The sequence below is a fragment of the Stenotrophomonas koreensis genome (assembly GCF_001431525.1).
In the GTDB taxonomy this organism is placed as follows: domain Bacteria; phylum Pseudomonadota; class Gammaproteobacteria; order Xanthomonadales; family Xanthomonadaceae; genus Stenotrophomonas; species Stenotrophomonas koreensis.
The window spans coordinates 101,866-126,434 of sequence record NZ_LDJH01000008.1; the positions used below are offsets into that span (position 1 = coordinate 101,866).

At 65.0% G+C, this 24,569-nt stretch carries 25 protein-coding genes; 19 read left to right on the forward strand and 6 right to left on the reverse strand.

What is annotated here, in order from left to right; genetic code table 11:
• Positions 1-13 precede the first annotated feature (13 nt).
• The gene (locus ABB25_RS05590; RefSeq protein WP_057664786.1) at positions 14-556 is read left to right on the forward strand and encodes a DUF1439 domain-containing protein; all 543 of its coding nucleotides are present in this window, start codon (positions 14-16) and stop codon (positions 554-556) included.
• A gap of 22 nt (positions 557-578) precedes the next feature.
• Here the strand turns inward: ABB25_RS05590 and ABB25_RS05595 are convergent, their stop codons facing one another.
• Positions 579-1,046, reverse strand: a complete 468-nt coding sequence (locus tag ABB25_RS05595) for an SET domain-containing protein (protein WP_057664788.1) — start codon at positions 1,044-1,046, stop codon at positions 579-581.
• Positions 1,047-1,276: 230 nt separating this feature from the next.
• Here ABB25_RS05595 and ABB25_RS05600 point away from each other — a divergent pair, with 230 nt between their 5' ends.
• The 5 genes from ABB25_RS05600 (at position 1,277) to ABB25_RS05620 (ending at position 6,538) form a co-directional block, all read left to right on the forward strand.
• Positions 1,277-1,726, forward strand: coding sequence for an SUF system Fe-S cluster assembly regulator (locus ABB25_RS05600; protein ID WP_057664791.1), 450 nt, complete (start codon positions 1,277-1,279; stop codon positions 1,724-1,726).
• Between the two features lie 24 nt (positions 1,727-1,750).
• Positions 1,751-3,226 (forward strand): Fe-S cluster assembly protein SufB, encoded by a 1,476-nt coding sequence (sufB, locus tag ABB25_RS05605; protein ID WP_057664793.1) that lies wholly within the window; start codon positions 1,751-1,753, stop codon positions 3,224-3,226.
• 68 nt (positions 3,227-3,294) lie between these two features.
• Positions 3,295-4,059: a Fe-S cluster assembly ATPase SufC gene (gene sufC / locus ABB25_RS05610; protein ID WP_057664884.1), complete on the forward strand. Its 765-nt coding sequence runs from the start codon at positions 3,295-3,297 to the stop codon at positions 4,057-4,059.
• Complete coding sequence (sufD, locus tag ABB25_RS05615; RefSeq protein ID WP_057664797.1) at positions 4,059-5,321, forward strand: Fe-S cluster assembly protein SufD; 1,263 nt, start codon at positions 4,059-4,061, stop codon at positions 5,319-5,321. The genes sufC and sufD overlap by 1 nt, the downstream gene beginning before the upstream one ends.
• Positions 5,318-6,538, forward strand: coding sequence for a cysteine desulfurase (locus ABB25_RS05620; RefSeq protein WP_057664799.1), 1,221 nt, complete (start codon positions 5,318-5,320; stop codon positions 6,536-6,538). Before sufD ends, ABB25_RS05620 begins: the two co-directional genes overlap by 4 nt.
• An 18-nt stretch (positions 6,539-6,556) precedes the next feature.
• Here ABB25_RS05620 and ABB25_RS05625 read toward each other — a convergent pair whose 3' ends face one another.
• On the reverse strand, positions 6,557-6,973 hold the full coding sequence (locus tag ABB25_RS05625) for a hypothetical protein (RefSeq protein WP_152981041.1): 417 nt from the start codon (positions 6,971-6,973) through the stop codon (positions 6,557-6,559).
• A gap of 137 nt (positions 6,974-7,110) precedes the next feature.
• Between ABB25_RS05625 and ABB25_RS05630 the strand changes: the two genes are divergently transcribed.
• The 10 genes from ABB25_RS05630 to ABB25_RS14510 all read left to right on the forward strand — a co-directional run bounded on the left by ABB25_RS05630 (position 7,111) and on the right by ABB25_RS14510 (position 18,131).
• Positions 7,111-7,653, forward strand: a complete 543-nt coding sequence (locus ABB25_RS05630) for a GNAT family N-acetyltransferase (RefSeq protein ID WP_057664802.1) — start codon at positions 7,111-7,113, stop codon at positions 7,651-7,653.
• Complete coding sequence (locus ABB25_RS05635; RefSeq protein ID WP_057664804.1) at positions 7,650-7,982, forward strand: non-heme iron oxygenase ferredoxin subunit; 333 nt, start codon at positions 7,650-7,652, stop codon at positions 7,980-7,982. Before ABB25_RS05630 ends, ABB25_RS05635 begins: the two co-directional genes overlap by 4 nt.
• A gap of 755 nt (positions 7,983-8,737) precedes the next feature.
• Complete coding sequence (locus ABB25_RS05640; protein WP_057664806.1) at positions 8,738-11,227, forward strand: TonB-dependent receptor domain-containing protein; 2,490 nt, start codon at positions 8,738-8,740, stop codon at positions 11,225-11,227.
• 166 nt (positions 11,228-11,393) lie between these two features.
• Positions 11,394-12,035: a PepSY-associated TM helix domain-containing protein gene (locus ABB25_RS05645; RefSeq protein ID WP_057664807.1), complete on the forward strand. Its 642-nt coding sequence runs from the start codon at positions 11,394-11,396 to the stop codon at positions 12,033-12,035.
• A gap of 18 nt (positions 12,036-12,053) precedes the next feature.
• Complete coding sequence (locus ABB25_RS05650) at positions 12,054-12,572, forward strand: DUF2271 domain-containing protein (RefSeq protein ID WP_057664809.1); 519 nt, start codon at positions 12,054-12,056, stop codon at positions 12,570-12,572.
• 41 nt (positions 12,573-12,613) lie between these two features.
• Positions 12,614-13,423 carry a DUF4198 domain-containing protein gene (locus ABB25_RS05655; protein WP_057664811.1) on the forward strand — a complete coding sequence of 270 codons (810 nt, stop codon included), beginning with the start codon at positions 12,614-12,616 and terminating at the stop codon, positions 13,421-13,423.
• Positions 13,424-13,487: 64 nt separating this feature from the next.
• On the forward strand, positions 13,488-14,471 hold the full coding sequence (locus tag ABB25_RS05660) for an FAD:protein FMN transferase (RefSeq protein ID WP_057664813.1): 984 nt from the start codon (positions 13,488-13,490) through the stop codon (positions 14,469-14,471).
• The gene (locus ABB25_RS05665) at positions 14,468-16,060 is read left to right on the forward strand and encodes a sulfite reductase subunit alpha (RefSeq protein WP_057664815.1); all 1,593 of its coding nucleotides are present in this window, start codon (positions 14,468-14,470) and stop codon (positions 16,058-16,060) included. Before ABB25_RS05660 ends, ABB25_RS05665 begins: the two co-directional genes overlap by 4 nt.
• Before the next feature lie 317 nt (positions 16,061-16,377).
• Positions 16,378-16,995 (forward strand): 3'-5' exonuclease, encoded by a 618-nt coding sequence (locus tag ABB25_RS05670; RefSeq protein WP_057664816.1) that lies wholly within the window; start codon positions 16,378-16,380, stop codon positions 16,993-16,995.
• A gap of 800 nt (positions 16,996-17,795) precedes the next feature.
• Positions 17,796-18,131, forward strand: a complete 336-nt coding sequence (locus ABB25_RS14510; RefSeq protein ID WP_152981043.1) for a hypothetical protein — start codon at positions 17,796-17,798, stop codon at positions 18,129-18,131.
• Positions 18,132-18,134: 3 nt separating this feature from the next.
• Here the strand turns inward: ABB25_RS14510 and ABB25_RS14515 are convergent, their stop codons facing one another.
• The gene (locus ABB25_RS14515; protein ID WP_152981045.1) at positions 18,135-18,374 is read right to left on the reverse strand and encodes a hypothetical protein; all 240 of its coding nucleotides are present in this window, start codon (positions 18,372-18,374) and stop codon (positions 18,135-18,137) included.
• A gap of 317 nt (positions 18,375-18,691) precedes the next feature.
• On the opposite strand from ABB25_RS14515, the gene ABB25_RS05675 reads away from it, so the two are divergent.
• Positions 18,692-19,102: a low affinity iron permease family protein gene (locus ABB25_RS05675; protein ID WP_057664818.1), complete on the forward strand. Its 411-nt coding sequence runs from the start codon at positions 18,692-18,694 to the stop codon at positions 19,100-19,102.
• 145 nt (positions 19,103-19,247) lie between these two features.
• Here the strand turns inward: ABB25_RS05675 and ABB25_RS05680 are convergent, their stop codons facing one another.
• From ABB25_RS05680 to ABB25_RS05690, 3 genes are all read right to left on the reverse strand, one after another.
• Entirely contained in the window at positions 19,248-19,823 is a 576-nt protein-coding gene (locus tag ABB25_RS05680) for a YceI family protein (RefSeq protein WP_057664822.1), read from the reverse strand.
• Complete coding sequence (locus ABB25_RS05685; RefSeq protein WP_057664823.1) at positions 19,820-20,392, reverse strand: cytochrome b; 573 nt, start codon at positions 20,390-20,392, stop codon at positions 19,820-19,822. The genes ABB25_RS05680 and ABB25_RS05685 overlap by 4 nt, the downstream gene beginning before the upstream one ends.
• A 411-nt stretch (positions 20,393-20,803) precedes the next feature.
• On the reverse strand, positions 20,804-22,636 hold the full coding sequence (locus ABB25_RS05690; protein ID WP_083488133.1) for a 3-hydroxybutyrate oligomer hydrolase family protein: 1,833 nt from the start codon (positions 22,634-22,636) through the stop codon (positions 20,804-20,806).
• A 121-nt stretch (positions 22,637-22,757) separates the two neighbouring features.
• On the opposite strand from ABB25_RS05690, the gene ABB25_RS05695 reads away from it, so the two are divergent.
• Both ABB25_RS05695 and ABB25_RS05700 read left to right on the forward strand, forming a co-directional pair.
• Positions 22,758-23,558: a 3-hydroxybutyrate dehydrogenase gene (locus ABB25_RS05695; protein ID WP_057664825.1), complete on the forward strand. Its 801-nt coding sequence runs from the start codon at positions 22,758-22,760 to the stop codon at positions 23,556-23,558.
• Positions 23,559-23,828: 270 nt separating this feature from the next.
• On the forward strand, positions 23,829-24,503 hold the full coding sequence (locus tag ABB25_RS05700) for a response regulator transcription factor (RefSeq protein ID WP_057664828.1): 675 nt from the start codon (positions 23,829-23,831) through the stop codon (positions 24,501-24,503).
• Positions 24,504-24,569 lie beyond the last annotated feature (66 nt).

A 24,569-nucleotide genomic window follows, 5' to 3' on the forward strand; every position in this document is an offset into this window, starting at 1 on the left:
GCTCTCCCCCGCCATGCGCCTGACCACCACACTTTGCTGCAGCCTGCTGACCACCCTGCTGTGGATCCCCCCCGGGCAGGCGATGCCGCAACGGCATGGCGATGGCTTCAGCGTCGGTGTCGAACAGATCACCCCGCACCTGCAGCAACAGTTTCCGTGGCAGTACGAGCTGATGCCCGGCGTGGTCAGCGTGGAGTTCCGCCAGCCGCAACTGCAGCTGCGCGATGCGCAGGCACAGCTGGCGGTGGATATCAGCATCACCACACTGGGCCAGCGCACCGATCTTGGCCGCGCACAGGTGGCCAGCGGCCTGCGTTTTGATCCGCTGCAGGCAGCGGTGTACCTGCAGCAGCCGCGCCTGCTGGGCTTTACCCAGGCCGATGGCCGCGCCGTGCCGATCGATGCGCAGACGGCCGGCATGGTCAACGAGGTCCTGGCCAGCTACGCCAACCAGCAGCCGGTCTACCAGCTGCCACCGGCGTATGCGGCGTTGGCCGGTGCGGTGCAGTCGCTGCAGATCGAGGACGGCCGCCTGCGCGTGCGCATCGCACGCTGAGCCGGACCCTGGTACTGGCGAGTCAACGCTTGGGCTGGAGCAGGGTGCCGCTGCAGCCGGCAGCACCGCAGTGACAGGCCCAGATCTTCTTCAGTCGCGGGGTGTGCCGTTCGGCCAGGCGGATGCCGTAGTTGTAGGTCAGCTCCTCGCCGACGGCGATATCGCGCAGCGCCTCGATCACCACCTTGTCGCGGCGGCGGTCACCGCCATCGTGCTCGACAATCAGCGCCTCGCAGTTGGGCGCGCAGCTGTGGTTGATCCAGCGCGCGACATTGCCCCGACGGGTGCCATCAATCACCCACTCGTCGTTGAGGGTGAACAGGAAGGTGTGGCCACTTTCGACATCGCCGGCCTCGCCGGCATCGACCTCGGCATGGCTGCGCAGCTCACCGGTGTATTGGATGATGCGTTCGCCCTTGGCGATGGCCGCCACCGCGAACACGCCGTTGCCATGGATGCTGGATTTGCGCCGCCGGATTTTCAGGGCCATGAAGTCTGCCGATTGGTTGAGCCAGTGGTTGATTCTGCGCGATCCCCGGGGCCACGCCCAGCCCTGCCTCTGGCAGCAGCCGGCAAGCACTGCCACCGCCATGCCGAGCCAAGCGCCAGACCAGCACCGGCACATTCACCGTCGGCTGAATCCTGCGCTGTCATCCGGCTTGGAGGGTCGGGGCAAAAAGCGTACAATTTCAGTCCCCTTTGAACGTCCTGTGATCGGCAATGCTGCGCGTCACCAAGCTCACCGACTACGCCACCGTTGTGCTGACCGTGCTTGCCGCACGGCCGGAGCAGGTGCTCAGCGCCACCGAGCTGGCAGAAGCGGCCGGCCTGGAAGCCACCACCGTGGCCAAGCTGCTCAAGCCGCTGGCGCAGGCCGGGCTGGTGATTGGACTGCGCGGTGTCAATGGCGGCTACCGGCTGGCCCGCAGTGCCGATGCGATCACCCTGATCGAGGTCGTGCAGGCCATGGAAGGTCCGCTGGCCATCACCGAGTGCAGCCAGGACCACAGCAACTGCGGCATCGCCCACCAGTGCGGCGTGCGCACCCAGTGGCGCCTGATCAACGACGTGCTGGCCGATGCCCTGCGCAGCGTGAGCCTGGCGCAGATGCTCCCCCCCGTTTCCGACAACCCGGGCAAGCGTTCGATCAACGCCGCCCTGGTTTCCTGATATCCCCTGCAAGCAGGCAGCCCGATGGCCACCCAACCTATTGATGCCGGCACCCCCGCCGATACCCCCAATCGTGAAATCCACGAGCAGCTCGGGCGCAAGTACGACGCCGGCTTTGTCACCGATATCGAATCCGAATCGCTGCCGCCGGGCTTGAACGAGGACACCATCCGCGCGCTGTCGGCCAAGAAGAACGAGCCGGAATGGATGACCCAGTGGCGGCTGGAGGCCTACCGTCACTTCCTGACCATGGAACAACCGGACTGGGCCAAGCTGGAAATCGCCCCGATCGACCTGCAGGCATTGAGCTACTACTCCGCGCCCAAGGGCCCCAAGTACAAGTCCTGGGACGAAGTGCCGAAGGAACTGCTGGACACCTACGACAAGCTCGGCGTGCCGCTGCACGAGCGTGCCAAGCTGGCCGGCGTGGCGGTGGATGCGGTGTTCGACTCGGTTTCGGTGGGCACCACCTTCCGCGCTGAACTGGCCGAGAAGGGGGTGATCTTCTGCTCGATCTCCGAAGCCATCCACGAATACCCGGAGCTGGTGCGTAAGTACCTGGGCTCGGTGGTGCCGGTCGGCGACAACTACTTTGCCGCGCTCAACTCGGCCGTGTTTTCCGATGGCAGCTTCGTGTTCATCCCCAAGGGCGTGCGCTGCCCGATGGAGCTGAGCACCTACTTCCGCATCAACGCCAGCAACACCGGGCAGTTCGAGCGCACCCTGCTGATCTGCGAAGACGGCGGCTATGTCTCCTACCTGGAAGGCTGCACCGCACCGATGCGCGATGAAAACCAGCTGCACGCCGCAGTGGTCGAGCTGGTGGCGCTGGAAGATGCCCAGATCAAGTACTCCACGGTGCAGAACTGGTACCCGGGCGACGAGAACGGCGTCGGCGGCATCTACAACTTCGTGACCAAGCGTGCCGAATGCCGCGGTGCCCGCTCCAAGGTAACCTGGGCCCAGGTCGAGACCGGCTCGGCGATCACCTGGAAGTACCCGTCCTGCGTGCTGCTGGGCGATGACTCGGTGGGCGAGTTCCATTCGGTGGCGCTGACCCACCACCGCCAGCAGGCCGATACCGGCACCAAGATGATCCACATCGGCAAGCGCACCAAGAGCAAGATCGTCTCCAAGGGCATCAGCGCCGGGCGTGGCCAGAACACCTACCGCGGCCTGGTCCGAATGGACCGTGGCGCCGAGGGCGCGCGCAACTACACCCAGTGCGACTCGCTGCTGATCGGCAAGCAGTGCGGCGCGCACACCTTCCCGTACATCGAGGTGCGCAACCCCACCGCCACCGTCGAGCACGAGGCCACCACCTCCAAGATCAGCGATGACCAGCTGTTCTACTGCCGCTCGCGCGGGATCAGCGAGGAAGATGCGGTGTCGATGATCGTCGATGGCTTCTGCAAGCAGGTCTTCCGCGAGCTGCCGATGGAGTTCGCGGTGGAAGCCAAGAAACTGCTGGACGTGTCACTGGAAGGGTCGGTCGGCTGAGCCTGCGCTCGCTCCCCCTTCCCCCTGCCCCTTATCCGGCGGTGAGCACCGCCACACGGAAAAACATCATGTTGAAGATCGACAACCTGCACGCCGGCATCGCCGGCAAGGAAATCCTCAAGGGCCTCTCGCTGGAAGTGAAGCCGGGCGAGGTGCACGCCATCATGGGCCCCAATGGCGCCGGCAAATCCACCCTGGGCAACGTGCTGGCCGGTCGCGATGGCTATGAGGTCACTGAAGGCACGGTGCAGTTCGACGATATCGCCCTGCTCGAGCTGGAGCCGGAAGAACGCGCCGCCGCCGGCCTGTTCCTGGCCTTCCAGTACCCGGTGGAAATTGCCGGGGTCAACAACACCTATTTCCTGCGCGCCGCGCTCAATGCCCAGCGCAAGGCGCGCGGCCAGGACGAGCTGGACTCGATGCAGTTCCTCAAGCTGGTGCGGCAGAAGCTGGCCGTGCTGCACCTGAAGGACGAGCTGCTGCACCGCGGGGTCAATGAAGGCTTCTCCGGTGGCGAGAAGAAGCGCAACGAGATCTTCCAGCTGGCCGTGCTCGAGCCCAAGCTGGCCATCCTGGACGAAACCGATTCCGGCCTGGACATCGATGCGCTGAAAAGCGTGGCCGACGGCGTCAATGCGCTGCGCAGCCCGGAGCGCTCGTTCGTGGTGATCACCCACTACCAGCGCCTGCTGGACTACATCAAGCCGGACGTGGTGCACGTGCTGGCCGAGGGCCGCATCGTCAAGAGCGGCGGCCCGGAGCTGGCCCTGGAGCTGGAAGCCCACGGCTATGACTTCCTGAAGGACCGCGTCGTGCGCGAGGCCGCCCAGTAATGACCGCCCTGCTCACTTCCCTGGCCGAAGGCTTCAACGGCAGCGCCGCGCGCCGCGCCGAGCTCGACGCCGCACTGGAGGCCGGGCTGCCGGCCGCACGCAACGAAGCGTGGAAATACACCCCGCTCAAGGCGCTGGAGCGCCGTAGTTTCCAGCCGGCTCCCGGCGTGGCCAGCCTGGCTGACCACGGCCTGATTGCGCATATCCCGGCCCCGCGCCTGGTGCTGGTCGATGGCCGTCTCGACCCGGCCGCTTCGGACCTGGCCGAGCTGGAGGCCGGGGTCAGCGTCCAGGCGCTGTCGCAGCTGCTGGCCAACGGCGATGACCAGGCCCGCTTCCTTGGCCGCCGTTATGACAAGGCCGAAGAAATCTTTGCGCGCCTGAACGGCGCACTGGCCGACGAAGGCGTGGTGGTCCGGCTGGAGGAAAACGCCCGTGCCCAGACCCCGCTGCATCTGGTCTTCATCGCCCAGGCCGAGCAGGCCGAACTGGCCTGGCACCTGCGCCACTTCATCGAACTGCGCGCCGGCACCCGCCTGCAGCTGGTCGAACATCATCTGCAGCAGGGCACTGCCAGGCACCTGGTCAACAGCGTGGCGCATGTCCACCTGGCCGCTGGCGCCACCCTGGAACATGCCCGCGTGCAGGCCCAGGGCGATGGCCTGACCAGCTTCCTGCGTACCGATGCGGTGCTGGCACGCGATGCGCGCTACCACCGCGTCGACCTGGAGCTGGGCGCCGCCCTGAGCCGGCATGAACTCAACGCCAGGCTGGAAGGCAACAACGCCGGGCTGAGCGCCAACGGCGTGCTGCTGGGCAGTGGTCGCCGCCATATCGATACCCGCCTGGGGATCGAGCACATCGCCCGTGACACCGCCTGCGAGCTGCTCTGGCGCGGCGTCGGTGCCGAACGTTCGAAGGTGGTCTTCCATGGCGGCATCAACATCCGTGCCGGCGCCGATGGCACCAATGCCAACCTGTCCAACAAGAACCTGCTGCTGTCGGCCAATGCCGAAATCGACACCCAGCCGGTGCTGGTGATCGATGCCGATGAAGTACAGGCCGCCCACGGCGCCACCGTTGGCCAGATCGACCAGAACGCGCTGTTCTACCTGCGCTCGCGTGGCATCCCGGCGGCATCCGCCCAGGCCATGCTGTCGGCGGCGTTCTGCAGCGAACCGCTGGCGGCCGTGAACGAGCAGCTGCGCGCGGCACTTGCCGGTTACCTGCGCAGCGCGCTGGAAAAGGCGGGCATGGCATGAGTGCGATTGACTGGGCCAAGGTGCGCGATGATTTCCCGCTGCTGCGCCGGCAGGTGCATGGCAAGCCGCTGGTCTATTTCGACAACGCCAACACCGCGCAGAAGCCGGCAGTGGTGATCGATGCGGTGGATGATTTCTACCGCCGCTACAACGCCAATGTCAGCCGCGCGGTGCACGCGCTGGGCAGCGAAGCCACCGACGCCTACGAGGCCGCGCGCAGCACCCTGGCACGGCTGATCAACGCACGCAGCAACGAGCTGGTGCTGTGCAGCGGCACCACCTTCGCGATCAACCTGGTGGCCTACAGCTGGGCGCTGCCGCGGCTTGCACCCGGCGATGTCATCGTGGTCTCGCGGATGGAGCACCATGCCAACATCGTGCCCTGGCAGCTGATTGCCGAGCGCACCGGCGCACAGATCCGGGTGGCCGAGCTGCTGCCCGATGGCTCGCTGGACCTGGACGCGCTGGACAAGGCGCTGGATGGCGCGGTCAAGCTGCTGGCCATTGCCCATGTCTCCAACGTGCTGGGCACCATCAACCCGGTACGCGAGATCTGCAGGATGGCGCGCAAGCGCGGCATCATCAGCGTGGTCGACGGCTCCCAGGCCGTGCCGCACATGCCGGTGGATGTGGCCGCGATCGGCTGTGATTTCTATGCCTTCACCGGGCACAAGGTCTGTGGCCCGACCGGCACCGGCGCGCTGTGGGCGCGCCGCGAACACCTGCAGGCGATGCCGCCGTTCCTGGGCGGTGGCGAAATGATCAAGGAAGTGTCCTTTGAGGGCACCACCTTCAACGATGCGCCATACAAGTTTGAAGCCGGTACGCCCAATATTGCCGGCTTCATCGGCCTGGGCGCGGCCGCCGATTACCTAACCACGCTTGGCCTGGACCAGGTGCAGGCACGCGAGGCCGAACTGCTGGCCCACTTCAGCGAAGAGCTGTCAAAAGTGGATGGCCTGCGCCTGATCGGCACCGCGCCGGACAAGGCGGCGGTGGTCAGCTTCCTGATCGACGGCGCCCATGCCCACGACCTGGCCACCCTGCTCGACCTGGAAGGGGTGGCGGTGCGCTCGGGCCAGCATTGCGCCCACCCGCTGCTGCAGTTCTATGGGGTGGCGGCCACCTGCCGCGCCTCGCTGGCGTTCTACAACACCCATGAGGAAATCGAAGCCTTCATGGCTGCACTGACCAAGGTGCGTCGCCTGCTGGGCTGAGCCGGCCCATGACACCGGTCAGTCAAACTGTCCGGCGTCATGCAGCAGTGCGTCACCAGAGCTGTCTGGCACGACCTGCAAATTATCCAGATCCATCAAAACGGGATAAAAACCGGCGAGCACCAGGATACCCAGCAGAAGCAGACACCCCCGCTTCTGCTGGAAAACCAGCCAGCGCTCCCGATAGAACCACTGCACCAGCGTCAGCAGGGCCACCGCAACGACCAGCAAGGTCAACGGGCGGTACACAATGCCCAGCAACTGCGCGCCAAAGGCAAGCATCGTCCCTTCTACAGCCAGCACCTGGGTCAGCAGGAAGGCCCCGCCAACCACAATCCATACCACCGTCATGACGATCAGGCGCCAAGCCACCAGGCCTGTCCACTTGCGCTGCTCCACTGACTCCCCACTCAGCGGTTCTTGCTGCTTTTCCACGTTTTCCCCTGTCGTTTGCGCTTGCTGCACATGTTGCCATGACAACCACTACCTCTGGCCTGCCCCAACCAATGTCCTGCGCACGTCGCTGCGCATTCGGGGATACTTGATACGACCAGACCGCTGCATCATTTGTCATGACTTCCATACCCTTGCTGTTCCGCACGGCCACCGCCGCCGACATTCCGGCCCTGATCAACCTGGTCACCGCGGCCTACCGCGGCCAGGCCAGCCGCGCCGGCTGGACCACCGAGGCCGATATTCTTGAGGGTCAGCGCATTGATGCCGCCGGCCTGGAGGCCGACATCGCACGCGAGCGCAGTGTGATCCTGCTGGCCGAGGTCGATGGCGTGCTGCGCGGCTGCTGCCATCTGGCCGATGAGGATGGCCATGGTTACTTCGGCATGTTCGCGGTGGACCCGCAGCAACAGGGCAGCGGCCTGGGCAAACAGCTGATGGCGCAGGCCGAGCGTTACGTCCAGCAGCACTGGGGGCGTACCACGATGCAGATGACGGTGATCGACTGCCGCAGCGAACTGATCGCCTTCTACCAGCGCCGGGGTTACGTGCGTACCGGCATCACCAAGCCATTCCCGTATGGCGATGAACGCTTCGGCCTGCCCAAGCGCGATGACCTGCGTTTTGAAATCCTGCAAAAGACTCTGGAGCCACAGGCATGAGCCACTGGACCTTTATCTGCGCCAGCAGTGAACTGCTGCCCGGTGAAATGCGCACCGGTTTTGATGAGATCACCGAAGCCCCGATCGTGGTGTTCAACCTGGACGGCGAACTGTACGCGCTGGAAGACCAGTGCACCCACGAGGATTTCGAGCTGTCGGCTGGTGTCTTCAATGCCGATGAGGGCAGCGTGGAGTGTGTGCTGCACGGTGCCCGGTTCGATGTCCGTGACGGCCGCGCCCTGTGCGCACCGGCCTACACCGCGGCCACCCGCTTTCCGGTCAAGCGCGAGAATGACGGCATCTGGGCGCGCGACGACCGCGAGGACTGATTCCCCGCGGCAGCATTGCCACTGCCGCACACAGCGGTGGCGCTGACGTGGCCCTGGCATTGTTCACTGCCCGCAGCGCCCTGCCCGGCGGTCGCCCCCCCCGCGGCATGGCTGCATGACTGCATGGCTGCACGGCCGCAGGATGGGCGGTGGAGTGGAGTGCCGATGGTCGCTGCAGGCCTGACCTGACCTGCCCCGGCGCCGCGCCGTATCACGCACTATCGGCAATGAGCCACAGACCCGCGCCCGCGAGTTGCCGCCGGCCGCTGCCTGCAACCGGCGCTGATGCGCAGACCGTCTGTACCTGTCTGGCCGGATCCCGGTCGGCAGCCGTTGGCACTGTCTGGAGTTGTGCGGACCTCAGGCAGTGGCTTCACCCGGCGGTCTCGACACCGGCCACAGCGTCGATCGACTGCCCCACTCTGACACCAGCAAGCCATTTCTACACGCGCCGGGTGCGCGCCTGTGCTGCGCTGGCGACGACGTACACATCGCCGCCACCTCTGCGCTGCGGCTGCCCGCGCCCCGGCGTCCCTGGCTCCTGCCTGACCCAAACCAGCGGCCAACGCCGTTCCACCCGGCCATTGCTCCCGCTACAGGTGAATCCATCGGCATGAGTTGATGAAAATCAATTGCAGTTGCGAGTGATTCTCAATAATATGGCGCCGTTGGGGATGGCGGCCTGTCCGTGGTCCCCGTTCATTTCGCGCCAGGCCAGCCCTCGCCAGCCTTCCGGCCTTACCGTCGAGAATCCGATGAACCGTTGCAATCGCACCATCACTGCCGTCCGTTCCACCCTGACCCTGTCCCTGCTGGCGGCGTTGGCCGCGCCGCTGGCGGCCAGCGCCGATACCGGCAGCAAGACCGAGCTCGATGCCCACACCCTGGACAAGGTGGTGGTCACCGCCTCCGGTTTCGAGCAGAAGATCACCATGGCCCCGGCCAGCATCTCGGTGATCACCGCCGAGGAACTGGCCCAGCGCCCATACATCACCCTGCTCGATGCGGTGCGTTACCTGGAAGGCGTGGACATCGGCGAGACGCGTGACAAGACCGGCCAGGGCACGGTGTCCATCCGCGGCATGGGCGCCGACTACACCCTGCTGCTGATCAACGGCCGTCGCCAGAACAACCACGGCGACATCTACCCCAACAGCTTTGGCGGCAACCAGTTCAACCACATCCCGCCGCTGGATGCGATTGAACGCATCGAAGTGATCCGTGGCCCGATGTCGACCCTGTACGGTGCCGATGCCATGGGCGGGGTGATCAACGTGATCACCAAGCGTGAGCTGGACAAATGGTCCGGTTCGCTCACCGCCGGCCGCACCTTTGAAAGCAACAGCGACTACGGCGATGACAGTACCGCAGACGTGTTCATCACCGGTCCGCTGTTGCCGGGCGTGCTCAACCTCAGTGCCCGCGGCAGCTGGTACCAGCGCGATGCCTCCAACCCCACCTATGCCGAAGTGACTGACCCGGCCGGCGAAGCGCACAACCGTTCGCTGGGCTTTGGCGGCGGTGGCAAGACCGTGGACAACACCAACACCTCGGCCGGCGTTTCGCTGGCCTGGACACCGTCGCTGAGCCAGACCGTCACCCTGGATGTGGATGGCTCGCGCCAGCGCTATGACAATGCGATCAAGCTCAACGATGCCGGCGTGGAGGAGTACCCGGTCGGCACGGTGGACAACTACGGCGCAATGCTGCGCGTGGGCAGCAACGGCCGCATCGAACCACGCGCCGGCTATGCGCCGACCCAGGAATTCACCCGGACCAATTTCTCCCTGACCCACGAAGGCAACTGGGACTTCGGCAACTCGCTGGTTTCCCTGGCCTATGTGGAAACCGACAACAAGGGCCGCACCCTGCCCTTTACCGTGGCCGAGCGGCAGGGCCTGCAGCAGCTGTGGAATGCCGCCTGCAGCAACCTTGGTGGCAGCATCAGCAGCGCCAGCGGATATTGCGCGCCGGGAGCGGCGATGGGCTATCGCAATGCCAACGCCTGGAACAACCTGTCCGAAGCGCAGAAGCTGGTGGTGATGCAGGGCAACCTCGGCGCCGAGCAGTTTGCCGCACTGCAGGCCTACCTGCCGCGGCCGGCGCGCACGCTGGAAAGCAGCCAGTACACCCTGGACGCCAAGCTCGACATTCCCTTCCAGGCCGCCGGCGAGCACGTGGCGGTGATCGGTGCACAAGTCATCCGTGGTGAATTGACCGACGGCGTGTTCGGCATGGAAGCCGGTACCGCCGGCAGCCAGCAGGAACACAACATGGTCTCGGTGTTTGTCGAGGACAGCTGGAAGATTGCCGCACCGTTCTCGCTCACTGCCGGCCTGCGCCATGACGACCACGAAGTGTTCGGCAGCCATCTCAGCCCGCGCCTGTACGGCATCTACACCGTCAATGAGCAATGGACCCTCAAGGGCGGCGCCAGCACCGGCTTCAAGACCCCCAAGACCACCCAGCTGTATGACGGCGTCGTCGGCTTTGGCGGCCAGGGCACCAGCCCGCAGTTCGGCAACCCGGACCTGGAGCCGGAAACCAGCACCAGCGTCGAGCTGGCCGTGTACTGGCAGCACGCCGATGGCCACAACTTCAATGCCACCGCCTTCCGCAACACCTTCGATGACAAGATCGCCTCCCAGCCCTGCGGCCCGGGCCGGCTGACCGAGTGTACCGCCACCGGCGATTTCGGCCAGATCGGCTACACCCCGGCGGCCACCCGCGTGGTCAATATCGACAAGGTGGTGATCCAGGGTGTGGAGGTCGCCGGCAGCTGGCAGTTCAACGATGCCTGGAGCCTGCGTGCCAACTACACCTATACCGATTCGGAACAGCGCAGTGGTGAACTCAAGGGCCAGCCCCTGAGCGACAGCGCCCGCCACATGGCCAATGCCAGCCTCAACTGGAAGCTGAGCGAACGCCTGCATCTGTCGCTGAGCAGCGAAACCCGTGCCAAGCGTTTCGAGGACGTTTCGGCCATCACCGGTGAGCCGCTGTACTACCACGACTACACCGTGCTGCACCTGGGCGGCTCGTATGCGCTCAATGACTTTGTCACCGTCAACGCACGCATCAACAACCTGCTCGACCGCGACTTCACCACTTACTCCACCCGCTTCACCGACCTCAATGGCGACGGCGTCTACGAGGACGGCAGCGACGAGGTCATCTACCGCGACCACTACAACAACAAGGACAAGGCACGCAGCCTGTGGGTCAGCGTCAACGCGCGCTTCTGACCCGGCCATCCGGCCCTGCCGACAGCCCGCCGGTGGCGGGTCTGTCGGTGGATCCCTGCCTGCCGGGAGCGGCCGGAGGTGGCGGGAATGATGCAGATACAAATTGCGAATCATTCTCATTCATGGTTAACTAGGCACTTCTGCCAACCCAACCGATCATTGCTGCGTGCCTGCCACTTCTTCCCCTTCCAGCAACCTCAATGCAGCCAACCGCGGCTTCTGGTTGCGCACCCTGCACCAGTGGCACTGGATCAGCTCGGCGGTGTGCCTGGTGGGCATGTTGTTGTTCGCCTTTACCGGCATCACCTTGAACCATGCCAGCCAGATCGAGGGCAACGCCCGGCTCACCCAGCGGCAACTGCAGCTGCCCGATGACCAGTTGCAGCGCCTGGCCGGCATTGATGCCGACAAGGCGCCGCTGCCGGCCGCCACCGCCGCCTGGCTGGGGCGCGAACTGGGGGTATCAATTGGCCGCCGCGAGGCCGAGTTCTCCGCTGGCGAGGTCTACCTCTCGCTGCCCGGCCCCGGCAGCGATGCCTGGATCGCGATCAACACCGACGATGGGCAGGTGGAATTCGAGCAGACCCGCCGCGGCGCGATCGCCTACCTCAACGACCTGCACAAAGGACGCAACACCGGCCCGGCCTGGGGCTGGTTCCTGGATGTGTTTGCCGTTGCCTGCGTGGTGTTCTGCCTCACCGGCCTGTTGTTGCTGCACCTGCATGCACGCCAGCGTGCGATGACCTGGCCGCTGGTGGGCCTGGGCCTGGTCATCCCGCTGCTGATTGCCCTGTTGCTGATCCACTGAACCCCTTTGGAGCCCCCCATGCGCACGACCTTTACCCTCGCCCTGGCCGGCCTTGCCGCCAGCGCACCGGCAGTTGCCGCCAGCCTGGAAGTCAATGTCGAGATCCCACGCCTGAACGTGGCCGAGTACCACCGTCCGTATGTGGCGCTGTGGGTCGAAGACGCCAGCGGCAAGCACCAGGCCAACCTGTCGGTGTGGTACCAGCAGACCAGCAACGCCGAGGGCCATGGCACCAAGTGGCTGCCGGACCTGCGCCAGTGGTGGCGCAAGAGCGGGCGCACCCTCACCGTGCCGGTGGATGGCATCACCGGCCCGACCCGGCCGGCCGGCAAGCACGCACTGTCCTTCAGCGACGCCCAGCCGGCCCTGCGCAACCTGGCCGCCGGCCAGTACGTGCTGGTGGCCGAGGCCGTGCGCGAGGTGGGCGGGCGCGAACTGCTGCGCATCCCCTTCAGCTGGAAAACCGCCGGCACCACCAGCGGCAGCGCCAAGGGCGATGTCGAGCTGGGCGAAGTGCGCCTGAACGTCCGCCGCTGATTGCCCTTTTCCGTTTTTCACCCCGTCCGAGAGTGAATCCAATGAAGCGTACCCTTGCCCTGGCCACCCTGCTGGCCGCCCTGCTCCCGCTCAGCGCCAACGCCCACAAGCAGTGGCTGCAACCCTCGGCCACCGTGGTTGCCGGTGCTGCCCCGTGGATCAGCGTCGATGCCGCGGTGTCCAACAACCTGTTCTATTTCGACCACGTCGCCATGCGTACCGACAACATCGTGGTCACCGCGCCGGACGGCAGCAACGTGACCATTGCCAATGCCCATACCGGCAAGCTGCGCAGCGTCTTCGACATTGAACTGAACAAGCCGGGCACCTGGCGCGTGGCCTCGGTCAACGCCGGGTTGATGGCCACCTGGACCGAAGACGGCAAGCCCCGGCGCTGGCGCGGCAATGCCGAGACCTTTGCCAAGGAAGTGGACACCCACAAGGCCGACCTGCGCGTGTCCGAAACCGTGGGACGGGTGGAAACCTTCATCACCAACGGCAACCCGAATGACACCGCGCTGGCCCTGACCGGCAAGGGCATCGAGCTGCAGGCGGTGGGCGGTCACTTCAATGACCTGTTTGCCGGCGAAACCAGCACCTTCCAGGTGTTCATCGACGGCACCCCGGCCGCCGGCCTGACGTTTGAAATCATCCGCGGCGATACCCGTTACCGCAACGCGCAGGAAGAGATCACCGCTACCTCCGATGCCAATGGCCAGATCAACGTGACCTGGCCCAGCGCCGGCATGTACTGGCTGGAAACCACCAGCAGCGATGCCAGGACCTCGGTGCCGCAGGCCGCCCAGCGCCGCCTGAGCTATGTCGCCACCCTGGAAGTGCTGCCGCAGTAAGCGGTTGTGCGCACGCCGGCAGCGGTTGCTGCCGGCGTTTTTAGCCGGTGTTCTGGATAGATAGATGGATCAGGCGCAGACCATTGCCACCCTCGGGGGGCACAGCATGGGCACGACGTGGAGCGTGCGCTTGCGCGTGGCACCAGGCCGCGACCTGCGCGCCCTGCATGACGGCATCCACGCCCGGTTGAACGAAATCATCGTGCAGATGAGCACCTGGCAGGCCGATTCGCTGATCAGCCGTTTCAACCGCGCCGATGCCGGTGCCGCGTTCGCACTGCCAGCAGAGTTTGCCGATGTACTGGCCTGTGCCCTGCAGGTGGCTGCCAGCAGCGACGGAGCCTTTGATCCGACCATCGGCCCGCTGGTCGCGCTTTGGGGCTTCGGTGCCGATGCCGGCCGGCAGCAGCGCCCCAATGCCGACCAGCTGCAGGCCACCCGCGCCCGTTGCGGCTGGCAACGGCTGCAGTGGCAACCCGGCCAGCCGCTGCTCCAGCCCGGCGGGCTGGCACTGGATTTTTCGGCAATCGCCAAAGGCTATGCGGTGGACCACCTCAGCGCCTGGCTGCGCCACTGCGGTATCACCGCGGCTCTGGTTGAAGTGGGCGGCGAACTGCACGGCTATGGGCTCAAGCCCGATGGCTCGTCGTGGCGGGTTCTGGTGGAAACCGGCCCGGAAGAAGATGCCGCCGGCAGCTGGCCGGCCCGCGTGCTGCGCCTGGACAACCTGGCCATCGCCACCTCCGGCGACCACTTCCACCACTATGCCGACGCGCAGGGGCTGGTCAGCCACAGCCTGGATCCGCGCAGCGGCCAGCCGGTCGCCATGACCACCGCCGCGGTCAGCGTGGCCGCCGCCAGCGCGATGCTCGCCGACGCCTGGGCTACCGCCCTGACCGTGCTCGGTCCGCAGCAGGGGCTGGCCCTGGCCAATGCCCACGGCCTGGCCGCGCGCTTTGTCAGCCGCCACCACGACGGCCCGCACGAACACCTGAGCACGGCCTTCGCCGCCCTGCTGGAAGACAGCGCAACGGAGAACCCGGCATGAGCCGCGCGGCTTTCGGCAACGCCGCGGTGATTGCGCTGCTGCTGCTCGGCGCGATCGGCCTGGGGCTGTGGCACAGCGGTGACTGGTGGCAGGCGCCGCCGCTGTCACGCCGCTGGACGTGGGCCGGGCTGGTGGTGCTGGCCTATGCCGCTGCCTGCCTGGGCCTGTGGTGGCGGCGCCGCCCCGCCCGTTCCGGCCCGCTGCGCGAGGGCGAGGCAGCCTGGCTGGTGGCCTGGGCCAGCCAGACCGGTTATGCGCGCGAGCTGGCCGAACTCACCGCCACGCAGCTGCGCAGCGCCGGCCAGGCCGTGCTGCTGCGCCCGTTGGAACAGGTGGATGCCCGCGTGTTGGCGCAGGCTCAGCAGGCACTGTTTATCGTCTCCACCACCGGCGAGGGGGATGCCCCGGATCATGCGCACCGTTTCCTGCGCGGGCCGATGGCCAACTCACCGGATCTGTCACACTTGCGTAGTGCCGTGCTCGCCCTGGGTGATCGCAGCTACACCCACTTTTGCGCCTTCGGCCGCCAGCTTGATCGTTGGCTGCAGGCCAACCAGGCCACTGCCCTGTGGCCGCGGATTGACATGAACAACGCTGATTCCATCGCTCTATCCCAGTGGCAACAAGCCGTATCGGTTGAACTTGGCCAGGCCGCGCCGGCACCGGCGCCGCAACCGGTGGCCGCAACGCCCTGGCGGCTGCAACAACGCCGCCAGCTCAACCCCGGCAGCCAGGGCGGGCCGGTCTATCACCTGCAGCTGGTTCCGGCCCACGGCAGCCTGCCGCAGTGGCAGGCCGGGGATATCGCCCTGATCACCCCGCAGCACAGCCCGCAACGGCTGGCGCAATGGATGGCGATCTTCGGCCTGGACGGCGAACAACCCTTGGCCGATGGCCGCCGCCTGGCCGAGCACCTGGCCACCGTCGAACTGCCCCCGGCCTTGCCGGCCGGCAATCCGGCCGACTGGGCACTGCAGCTGCCGCCGCTGAAGCCGCGCGAGTATTCCATTGCCTCCATGCCCAGCGACGGCCACCTGTCCGTGCTGCTGCGCCGCCTCACCGGCCCGGACGGCAACCCCGGCCTGGGCAGCGGCTGGCTGTGCGACACCCTGGCCCCGCAGCAGACAACCCAGCTGCGTATCCGCGCCAACCCCGGCTTCCACCCGCCCGGCAACGACACCCCACTGGTGCTGATCGGCAACGGCACCGGCATTGCCGGCCTGCGCTGCCAGCTGCGCGCACGCATCGACGCCGGCGCCAACCGCAACTGGCTGCTGTTTGGCGAGCGCAGCCGCGCCTGCGATTACCACTTTGGCGACGAGCTGGATGCCTGGCATGCCCAGGGCCTGCTGCAGAAGCTGGACACCACCTTCAGCCGCGATGGCGGACAACACCGCCACGTCCAGCATGCCCTCGCCGCCCAGGCCGACGAACTCAAGCGCTGGCTCGACGCAGGCGCGGTGGTCATGGTCTGCGGCTCGCTCAAGGGCATGGCCCCGGATGTGGATGCGGTGATCGTGCAGCTGCTTGGCCAGGACGGCCACGACCGCCTGCTGGCCGAAGGCCGTTACCGGCGCGATGTCTACTGACAGTGCGCCAGCCTGCCAGCGCACCGCTGTACTGCGAGATCGCCTGAGTACGTCACTGTGATCAATCACGCCCGCCTTGCGCGGGCGTGGTTGTATCTGGCCACCTGGCCGCCGTTACACCGCAGTTTGCCGGGTGTAATCCACCCACACCGCTGTTTTGCGGCCTGATACCACAACCGTCCTGGCTGATCAGACGGAGTCAGGCGAAAAGAAGTGCTTGATCCACAAGGCATGCAGCCTGTACACATTGACCCGACTTTCCGCCACACTCGGCAAACAGGCCGCAATCAGGCGGTCGAATAGGTGTTAGGTCTGCCATGACAACTTTGCTCATCCTGCTTGTTCTGGGTGCCATTACGTATTGGCTCTACAGGCGATCCCGGACGTCCGGTGCCCCGGAAATAAACATTTCTCATCTGCCAGAGCAGTTCGTAGTCTTCGATCTAGAAACAACAGGGCTAGACCCCTCCAAACACCAGATCATTGAGATTGGAGCGATCCGCGTAAACCGTAGTTCAGACCGGCATGACACGTACCAAAACTTGATCAAGGCCAAGCGCAAGCTTCCAAAAAAGATCGTCGAGCTCACCGGCATCACTGATGACCTGCTGAAATCAGACGGCGTCGCTCTAGATGAAGCGCTCAAAGAATTCTCTACTTTTGTCGGAGAACTTCGCCTCATCTCGTTCAATGCAGACTTTGACCTCGCTTTTCTCCACAGCGCAGCCGCCCAACACGGCATTGAGTTTCGGAATCCAACATCCTGTGCGCTCAAAATGGCGAGACGCGCCTGGCCAAAGCGCGGCAGCTTCCGGCTTATAGATCTCGCCAGGGATGGCAAGCTCTCCATGTCAAATCAGCATCGTGCTTTGGGAGACTGTGAGCGGGCTCTCCACGTTTACATTGCGGCCGCATCAAAGCTTAGGGCTGTTTAAAGCGCAGACCTAACAATTCCGCAAGGAGTTTCCCGTCAACTCCGGCAGCACGCTGACCTTGCCTTTCGCTTTCTGGCTTTGCGTCTGCCGGGCTTTTAATTCAGTTGATTCAATTGATGCGACGGGCTTCAAGCATTGCCAGACTGCACCCCGTCCCACGGGGATTTCCTCTGGTCATAATCGGTCTTGTGGGTTTGATGCATCCAAACCGGACCAGGGTAAAAATGACGCCCAGGCCTCGCTCATCCAACGGTTTCGCCCATGCAAGGGGGATCAGCCTTCGCATGTCATGGCGCCAACTTGTTAGTCAGGCTCTCTTCGAGGCGGCCTGCCCGCCGTGGTTGGTTTCGCAGATGGCAAAGACCTGATTTGCCAGATCCACGCCGACCGTTTTTGTGGTTGAATCAGTCATTGGAGACTTCTCCTCAATCTGATTGTGTGCCCAACTCAATCATGGCACTTTGATGCCGGACGGCCCGGCCGCCAGAGCGGGAAGTCTCTTTTTTACTCGTCCAAGCCGACGCCGTTTCGCGGCGCGGCTTAACTCAGGTGTTAGCTGTCAACCAACCATGTATCACTCGGGGAGATAGGAAATGAGAAATTTTGTTATTGCGGTTGCGGCCATAGCGTCTCTGTCCGCATGCTCCACCATGACACCCGCCAGGTACTCGCCATCAGCAGACAACCAGGTTGCGCTACGGTCAATTTCCAACGGGTCTGCACACGTCGTGCAGATTTCGTCGAGTGCTGACTACAGCGCAAGTTGCCGGATGGCAGGACCAATTCAAGCATCTGATGGAATGACCATCCCTCAATTTGTTCAGAAAGCAATAAATGACGAACTAAAAATGGCAGGCCTCTACTCAGAGCAGAACAATCCACTGTACGGGGAAATAACAAAAATCGCCTTCTCTTCTACAGCTGGACTAACGAATGGGTGGTGGAACATCGCGCTAACACTCAAAGGAACCTCTGGCCAATCCGCATCCACAGAAGTTACATACAATTTCAAAAGCGGATTCGACGCAATTACCGCATGCAACCAAACCGCCCAAGCACTTGGACCCGCTGTACAAGACCTAATCAAGCAACTCGTGGCCGATCCTAAATTTGCCGCTTTGATTAGCAACAATTGACAGCTAACAATTCCGCAAGGAGCTTCCCGTCAACTCCGGCAGCACGCTGACCTTGCCTTTCGCTTTCAGGCTTTGCATCTGCCGGGTTTTTTCTGCAGTTGATTCAATCGAATCGACGGGTTTCAAGCATTGCCAGACTGCAATTCCGTCCCACGGGGATTTCCTCTGGTCATAATCGGTCTTGTGGGTTTGATGCTTCCAAACCGGACCAGGGTAAAAACCGCGCCCGAAGGCCTCGCTCATTCAAGCCTTGCCAGACTGCGAACCACCCCACGGGACCAGCGCCGGCCATAAACGGCTAAGTGGGTTTGGGAGTTTCAAAACAGACCTAGGTGATCCACACCCGAAGGCCGCACCCGTTCACGGGTAGCGCCCATGCCAGAAGAGGATCAGTCATTGCCTGCGCCGGTGTCTGCTGGTCAGCCAGGCTCTCGCCCTGGCACAGGGGCATATCGCGCGCTGGGCACAGGGGGTGCAGGTCTGCTTTACTCGGTGAAAACCGGTGCTGCCATGGCCGAGCTGGTCATCGTCAAAGCCAGGCCTACAACCAAGGAGTCGAGATGCAGAATTCTGTGGCATATTCGCGGTTTGCCAAAGGGGCGGCACGTTTTTGTGGCCGCCCGCGCACTTTTGTCCTGGCCATGGCGGTGGTGCTGCTCTGGCTGGTCACTGGCCCGCTGTTTGATTTCAGCAACACCTGGCAGCTGGTGATAAATACCGGGACCACCATCATCACCTTCCTGATGGTGTTCCTGATCCAGAACACCCAGAACCGGGATACCGAAGCCATCCAGGTGAAGCTGGATGAGCTGATCCGCGCCACGCAGGGGGCACACAACGCGCTGCTGGACCTGGAAGAGCTGGAAGAAGAATCGCTGGATGCCTTCAAGCAGCGCTACCAGATGCTGGCTGCCGGTGCCCGTGCCAGCCTGAGTGCGGGCGAGCAGGACACCGGCACTCCCGAGCCTTGAACGGGCAGCGCCGCTGGCAGCACAACGGCATTGCCCCATCCCGGCCTACCGGCATCCTGACCAGTGACAGCCAGCGCAACCGGAGCCATCAGCGCTACCTGCCCTGCCGCATCCGAACGTGCGGCAAGGGCCAGCACACGCTGTTTCAGGGAGCGCGCTTGAAGGTTACCCGGGTGGCAACGGCGATTTCGTTGGGGATGATCGACACATCGGCCCAATCGCCAGCACCCACGCCAAAGTCCAGCCGCTTGACCACGGCCTGGCCGACCAGCACCGGGTTGTCGCCCCCACTCAGGGTGAAGGTCAGCGTGACCGGCTTGCGGATGCCGCGCAGCTCCAGCGTGCCCTCGGCGCGGTAACGGTCATCGCCCAGCGCGGTGAAGCCCTGTGCGCTGTAACGGGCGGTGGCAAAGCGGGCAACGTTGAAGAAATCCGCCCCTTTCAAGGTGCTGTCGCGCTCGCTGTTGCGGGTGTCAGCAGCGGCCAGCGGTATGTCCACCTCCAGCCGTGCAGCCTGCGGCGCGGTCGGGTCAAACTGCAGCCGGGTGGAGAAGCCGGGGAACGTACCGATGAAGGTTTCGCCCTGGTATTTACCGACAAAACTCAGTCCACCACGGGCCTGCACATAATCGGCAGCCGATGCCACGGGAACGCCCAGTACGGCGGCGGCAAGCAGCGTGCCAAGGCCGAGCGTGCGCAACGGTAATGCAGACAGTTTCATCGTGTTTTCTCCGGGGATGAAGGGCGGTAGCCGGGCAGCATCCGGCGCAGGGTGGCATCGCCGAGGAACAGGTGGTGGTACAGCGCGGCACCGGCATGGGCCAGCACCAGTACCAGCAGTGCCCAGAACCCCCATTCGTGCAGCTCACGCGCCAGTTCGGCCAGCGATTCGCTCTTGTCGGCCAGCGCCGGCAGGTTGAACTGCTTGAACCACTGCAACGGATAGCCGGCGGCCGAGTTGAACAACCACCCGCTAAGTGGAATGCCCAGCATCAGCACATACAGCGCCACGTGGGTCACGCTGGCAATGCCTGCCTGCCAGCCCGGGGTACCGGCCACCGGCCGCGGTGCCCCGGCCACCAGACGCCAGAGCACGCGCAGCACCACCAGCAACAGCAGGGTCAGGCCGAGGGATTTGTGCAGGGCATATGTGTTGATCTTGGCCGGGGTCGGCGGCATGTCGACCATGCTCAGGCCCAGCCAGGCCATCCAGCCGATCAGGCCGACGATCAGCCAGTGCAGCAGCTGGCTGATCAGGCCCCAGCGCTGTGCGGTATTGCGTAGTGGCATGCAGGTCACTCCAGGACAGAGGGCAGGATCGACACCGTCACCCTGGAGGGAGGCAGCAGAGCGAAGGCCGGTGCGATGGACGGCAGTCTGCCTGCAGGCGCGGCCCCCTGCCACTACCATGGCCGCGCCGGATTGTTGCAAAAATGCACTCAATCAAAATAAAGAATGCAGATTCGCATCAAAATAAAGACAACCCTTGCAGTCCGGCAATCCCCCGTGAGGGGAACGAGGAACGAGCAACGAGGAACGAGAGGGGGCGCTGATGGATAAGGCCATGCCAGGGCTTTTACTCGTTACTTACTGCTGTGCGCTCTTTCCTGGCGAGGGGACGCTGATGGCTCAGGCGTACCCACTCCTGCGACAACGGGCCTTGCGGCCCGTTGTGGTGATCCGGTCAGTGGCTGTGCGGCCTCACTGCGGCAGCGCCAGGTTGGTGGCCTGCAAGGGCTGGCCCGGCCCACGCGGCGTGCTGCGAATATGCGCATCGGCTGGCAGGGCGGCCTTGCCGTCCAGACGCGCATCCATTGCATCCAGCGCGCGATACACATACGGCAGCAGTGGCAGGTAACGCGCGGCGTAATCGGGCAAGGCGAGGAAGCCATCGAAGTGCTGCACATGGTCGACCTGCCACAGGCTGACCTCGGCACCGGCGGCCCTGGCCGCAGCCGCATACGGTGCGGAGGTGAAGGCAAACGGAATCAGGCCATCGGCATTGCCGTGCACCAGCATCACCGGCAGCCCCGGCGGCGGCGGCGCACTGCGGGTCTGTGCAATTCCGGCCTGCACGCGCTGTGCCGCGGCATCGTTGCCGGTCCACAGCTGGCGCAGGCACGCCAGACCCGGGGCGAAGGCGTCGGGCAGTGCCATCTTGGTGTCGACGATATTGACGCCGGCACCCGGCGGCACGCCGCTGCCATCGGACAGCCAGGCCGCACGCTCGTTGGCGGTGGCCGCACGCGGGCTGAAATCCGCATTCGTTGCCGAGAAGCGGTAGCCGCAGGGATGCTCGCCCACGCCATAGCGGCCATAGGCCGAGGCATAGGTCACTGCCACCGCGCGCCACAGGTCAAAGTCCACGCTCAGGGCACCGGCGCGCAATGCCGGCAGGGTCCAACCCGCTGCAGCCATTTTTCTCAGCGCATCGGCGGCCTGGGCCGCGGTATCGGTGCCGGTGATGGCCCCCTGCGTGGCCAGCGTGGCGCAACGCACTGCACCGCCGGCGCGGCCGGCGGCCGACAGCGGGCTGCCGGGCAAGCCGTCCACGGCCAGCAGGGCGCAGGGCATCAGCTCGGCCGCCTCGGTGGTGTAGTCATACAACGCGCGTGAGCCGGCGCCGTTGCTGTAGATGTTGGGCTCGCCGGCCACCACGCCATCGAGCCAGCCCTGCCCCTGCTCGGCGGCGCGCAGCACCGCGCCACCGCCATTGGAGATACCCACCGCGATGACCCGGGTGTTGGCATGGGTGAACGCAGGCGCTTCCGGCAATGCCTGGTTCAGCGCCTGCAGCGCGATATCGGCGGCCTGGCGCACATGCCGGCCCCAGTCGCTTTCCGGGTTGTCCTGGGAATGTGCGTGTTTGACCGCCACGCCACTGGCATTGACCGGCGCATCGGGCAGGAAGGCAAAATCATCGGCGGCCTGCAGCGCCGCGGTGCTGCCATCGGCACGGACGCCGACCTGGGCATCGAGGTCGAAGTAATCGCTGCCGGCCCCCTTGTCGGTGTAGGCCAGTGCGCAGCCGCGCGGCAGCGCCCACGGCCCGGCCACTGCTACCGCGCCATACACCCCGCGCGAGCCCGACGACGGTGCCACCACCACGCAGCGTTTGTCCGCATCGAAATTGTCCGGCACCTGCACCACCACCCGGTGCGGCTGACGGGCATCGGGCAGCCGGACCAGGGTGGCGTATTCGCGGCCGGGCACCGGCTGCAAGGTGCCATACAGCTGGCCGAAGCCACCGCCGGGCATCAGGTCGGCAATGCCACGCCAGCTGTTCCACAGCGCACGCCGGCGCACTTCCGCAGCCGTCGGCGCAGCCGGGTCGGCAAAGGCCGGCGGTGCGGCGGTCAGCAACCCGGCATGGCCCAGGCCAGCACTGAGCAGGTCGTCATTCTGGCGGTGCACCGTCTCCTGCAGCACCGCCAGCGAGGCCGGCGCAGTGACCGTGGGTTTGGAGTCGGTGCTGGCACAACCGGCCAGCACCAGACCCAGCGAAAGGGCGCACGCAGCGCGGAGCTTGGGCATGTTCATGGCTGCACGCTAACAAACCTGCCTGCTGCCGCTCATCGTACTTTCGTACCACGGGCAATTTGGCCCATCACTGTTAGCGTGCCTGCATCGTTTTGTCTGCTTGCGGAGTTCCCCCATGGATCAGTTCTTACACGGCCGCACCGCCCTGGTGACCGGCAGCACTTCCGGCATCGGTCTGGCCATTGCCTGCGCGCTGGGCGCAGCCGGTGCGCGCGTTGCCATCAACGGCCTGGGCAGCGAGGAGCAGATCGCCGCTGCCATCGCCCAGGTCGAAGCCGCCGGTGCGCAGCAGGCGCGCCATTTCGGCGCCGACCTGCGTGAGCCGGAACAGATCGCGCAGATGATGGCGCAGATCGATGCCTGGTCGCCGCTGGATGTGCTGGTCAACAACGCTGGCATCCAGCATGCCGCACCGCTGGCGCAGCAGCCGCTGCAGAAGTGGAACGACATCATCGCCATCAACCTGTCCTCGGCCTTCCACACCATGCATGCCGCGCTGCCGGGCATGGCCGCGCGCGGCTTCGGCCGGGTGGTCAACATCGCCTCGGTGCACGGCCTGGTGGCCAGCAAGGACAAGGCACCGTATGTGGCCTCCAAGCACGGCATCATCGGCCTGAGCAAGGTCGCCGCGCTGGAATACGCCGCCCAGGGCAACCGCACCAGCGGTGGGGTGACGGTCAACTGCGTGTGCCCGGGCTGGGTGGAGACCCCGCTGATCGAGCCGCAGATCCAGGCCCGCATCGGCGATGGCAGCCGCGAGGACGGTGTAGCCGCGCTGCTGGCCGAGAAGCAGCCCTCCCTGCGCATGTCCCTGCCCGAGGACATTGCCGCGCTGGTGGTTTGGCTTTGCCGCCGCGAAGCGCACAATGTCACCGGCGCCAGCCTGCCGGTGGACGGTGGCTGGACCGCGCAGTGAGCGAGTAACGAGTGAGAAGAGCGAGGAAAGAGGAACGAGTGCAGTGATGCAGTAACGAGTAGCAAGAGCGAGAAGCGAGAAGCGAGAAACGAGTAGAAGCGCGCCCTCGTTCCTCTTTACTCCGAACTCGCTCCTCGCTTCCAGCCACTCGTTCCTCTTTACTCCACACCAGCTCCTCTGCGCTCTCACTCGTTACTCGTTCCTCCGCACTCATTCCTCGCCGCTCTCACTCGTTCCTCTTTCCTCCTACTCTTTGCTCGCTCACCGCCCATGCCGACCCTGCTGATCGCCGATGACCACCCGCTGTTCCGCGCCGCCCTGCGCCAGGCCGCCAGCGATGCGATGGCTGCCATGACCGTGCATGAGGCCGCTTCGCTGGACCAGGTGCTGGCCGTGCTCGATGAACAGCCGGATATCGACCTGATCCTGCTGGACCTGCACATGCCGGGCAACCATGGGCTGGCCGGGCTGGCGGCGATCCGTGCGCAACACCCGGGGGTGGCGGTGATCGTGGTTTCGGCCAATGACGACCCGCGGGTGGTGCGCCGGGCGCTGGACCATGGTGCGGCCGGCTACCTGCCCAAGAGTTCGGGGCTGGATGAGCTGCGTGATGCCATCCGTGCGGTGATGGCCTGCGAGCAGTGGCTGCCGGCCTCGCTGCGGGCGGCGGTCAACACCGCCCAGTCCTCGCCGCATGACAGTGCACTGGCCGCGCGGCTGGCCAGCCTGTCGCCACAGCAGTTCCGGGTACTGGTGCTGGTGGCAGAGGGTCTGCTCAACAAGCAGATCGCCGACCGCCTGGATGTGCAGGAGCGCACCGTCAAGGCGCACCTGTCGGCGATCTTCGAACGCCTGGGGGTGCGCAACCGCACCCAGGCCAGCGTGGTGCTGCGTGAGCTGGAACTGAGCGATCCATCACGCAAAATTGACACCTTGGTGGATTGACACGACTGGCGTTTGGCTCTCAATGGTGAGGCTGTTCAACCCTTGCCTCACGCACCGGAGTCACTC